Genomic DNA, 2760 nt, shown 5'->3' on the forward strand with positions numbered 1-2760 from the left:
GCCGACGTGTTCGGGCGCCGAAGCGGCGGGCGGCCCGGTGAAAACCTGGACGCGGTCGTGCTCGGCGGGGACAAGCGGGCGATGGCGGAATTGCGGCAGGACCCCAGGCTGGCACCCTACCTGGCGATCGCGACGGACAGGTTCCTCACCGTCCCCGATCCGAAGCGGGCCGTCCTCGAGGCCACACCGCGCCTGTTCCTCGCCGTCCGAATAAGGCTTACGGAGCCGACACCCTGATCAGGTACCCTGAAACATCGTGATCGTCGCCAGTGGCATAGAGTTGCGCGCCGGCGCACGGCTGCTGCTGGCTGATGCATCGTTCCAGGTCGCGGAAGGCGACCGGATCGGTCTCGTGGGCCGCAACGGCGCCGGGAAGACCACCCTTGCCAAGGTGCTCTCCGGCAACGGGCAGCCGGCCGCCGGCACGGTACGGCGCAGCGGCACCGTCGGCTACCTGCCGCAGGACCCGCGCACCGGGGATCTCGACGTGCTCGCGCTCGACCGGGTGCTGTCGGCCCGCGGGCTCGACGAGCTGCGCGAGCAGCTGCGCAAGGCCGAGGCGCAGATGTCGGATCCGGATCACGCCGAGAGGGCCATCCGCCGCTACGGCAACCTCAGCGACCGGCTCGCCGTCCTCGGCGGCTACGCCGCGGAGGCGCAGGCGGCGAGCCTCGCCGCCAGCCTCGGGCTGCCCGACCGCGTGCTGCACCAGCCGCTGCGCACCCTGTCCGGCGGGCAGCGCAGGAGAATAGAGCTGGCCAGGATCCTGTTCAGCGACGCGCAGACGCTGCTGCTCGACGAGCCGACGAACCACCTGGACGCCGACTCGGTCATCTGGCTGCGCGACCACCTCAAGAACTACCGCGGCGGCCTGATCGTCATCAGCCACAACACCGACCTCATCGAGCAGGTCGTGAACAAGGTGTTCTACCTGGACGCCACCAGGTCCGTGCTGGACATCTACAACGTCGGCTGGAAGACCTACCTGGAGCAGCGCGAGGCCGACGAGCGGCGCCGCCGCAGGGAGCGGGCCAACGCCGAGCGGCAGGCGACCGCCTTGCAGACGCAGGCGGACAAGATGCGCGCCAAGGCCACCAAGGCCAGGGCCGCGCAGAACATGCAGCGCCGCGCGGACCGGCTGCTCGCAGGCCTGGACGCCGAGCGGCAGAGCGACCGGGTGGCCAGGCTCCGGTTCCCGACCCCGGCGCCGTGCGGCAAGGTCCCGCTCACCGCGGAAGGGCTGTCCAAGTCGTACGGCTCGCTCGAGGTGTTCACCGACGTCGACCTGGCGGTCGACCGGGGCAGCCGGGTCGTCGTGCTCGGGCTGAACGGAGCCGGCAAAACAACGCTGCTCCGGCTGCTTGCCGAGGTGGAAAAGCCCGATACCGGAAAAGTCACCCCGGGACATGGCCTTCGGCTCGGATATTACGCGCAAGAGCATGAAACTCTGGATACCGAGCGCAGCGTTATCGAAAACATGCGCACTACCGCGCCGGAACTCACCGATACCGAGCAGCGGAAGGTTCTCGGGTCATTCCTGTTCTCCGGTGATGACGTCGATAAACCCGTCGGGGTCCTTTCCGGCGGCGAGAAGACCAGGCTCGCGCTCGCACTTCTCGTCGTGTCCGGGGCTAACGTGCTGCTGCTCGACGAGCCGACGAACAACCTCGATCCGGCCAGCAGGGAAGAGATCCTGGCCGCGCTTGCCGCTTATCAAGGCGCGATTGTTCTGGTTACTCATGATGAGGGAGCCGTGGACGCGCTTTCCCCGGAACGGGTAATCGTGCTCCCCGAGGGAACAGAAGACGCGTGGAGCGAAGATTTCGCCGATCTCGTCGCACTTGCCTGATCGAGCGGGTAGTCAACTACGCCCCGATAGGTGATCATTGCGTGGGGGGTGTGTACTCACAGAGTGCTCCACCTTACGGGAGGTTAACGTGGCCGAGACCCTCAGGAAGGGCACCCGGGTAACCGGGACGGAGCGCGACAAGCTGGCGACCGACCTCAAGAAGCGTTACGACTCCGGGGAGTCCATTCGGGCGCTGGCGCACGCGACGGGCCGGTCCTACGGGTTCATCCACCGCATTCTCACCGAGACCGGTGTGGCCTTGCGCGGGCGGGGTGGCGCCACCCGGAAGGCAGTGGCGTAGCCAGCCGGTAAATGGCCACGACACGGCGTTTCGCCACTGGCTTATTCGGTTCGGGAACGAGGCGGCACCACAGTAAGTTTGAAGAACTATGGCGATGCACGGTCCCGGTTTCATGATGGCGCGCGGTTTCCGCATGGACCCGAACGTCACCAAGCAGAAGATCAAGCCGGGAACCATCCGCCGGATCGCGCGCTACGCGCGGCCCTACCGGCTGCAGCTGGGGATCTTCCTGTTCGCGACCTCCCTGGACGCCTGCATTACGGTGGTGAACCCGTTGCTGCTGCGCCAGCTCATCGACAACGGGATCATCGCCAAGAACGAAGCTGTCGTCGTGGCGGTCGGGCTGACTGTCATGGCGGTCGTGCTGTTCGACGCGTTCCTCGGGGTGGTGAACCGCTGGTTCTCCTCCCGGCTCGGTGAGAGCCTCATCTACGACCTGCGCACCCAGGTCTTCGACCACGTGCAGCGGCAGCCGATCGCGTTCTTCACCCGTGCCCAGACCGGCAGCCTGGTCAGCAGGCTCGACGGGGACGTGGTCGGCGCGCAGCAGGCGATCGTCGGGACGCTGTCCAACGTCTTGTCCAACGTGCTGTCGCTGACCGTCATCCTG

4 protein-coding genes are annotated in these 2760 nt (G+C 67.0%); all 4 read left to right on the forward strand.

Annotation, left to right across the window (positions count from 1 at the left end; all coding sequences use genetic code 11):
* Positions 1 to 237, forward strand: a 237-nt coding sequence (locus tag WA805_RS24790; protein ID WP_425243532.1) for a Vms1/Ankzf1 family peptidyl-tRNA hydrolase, incomplete at its 5' end; no start/stop codon positions are given.
* 19 nt (positions 238 to 256) lie between these two features.
* Positions 257 to 1849 carry an ABC-F family ATP-binding cassette domain-containing protein gene (locus WA805_RS24795; protein WP_422271074.1) on the forward strand — a complete coding sequence of 531 codons (1593 nt, stop codon included), beginning with the start codon at positions 257 to 259 and terminating at the stop codon, positions 1847 to 1849.
* 88 nt (positions 1850 to 1937) lie between these two features.
* The gene (locus WA805_RS24800; RefSeq protein ID WP_422271076.1) at positions 1938 to 2150 is read left to right on the forward strand and encodes a helix-turn-helix domain-containing protein; all 213 of its coding nucleotides are present in this window, start codon (positions 1938 to 1940) and stop codon (positions 2148 to 2150) included.
* Positions 2151 to 2244: 94 nt separating this feature from the next.
* Positions 2245 to 2760, forward strand: a 516-nt coding sequence (locus tag WA805_RS24805) for an ABC transporter transmembrane domain-containing protein (RefSeq protein WP_425243533.1), incomplete at its 3' end; no start/stop codon positions are given.

It is taken from the genome of Trebonia sp., from assembly GCF_049794275.1.
In the GTDB taxonomy this organism is placed as follows: Bacteria; Actinomycetota; Actinomycetes; order Streptosporangiales; family Streptosporangiaceae; genus Trebonia.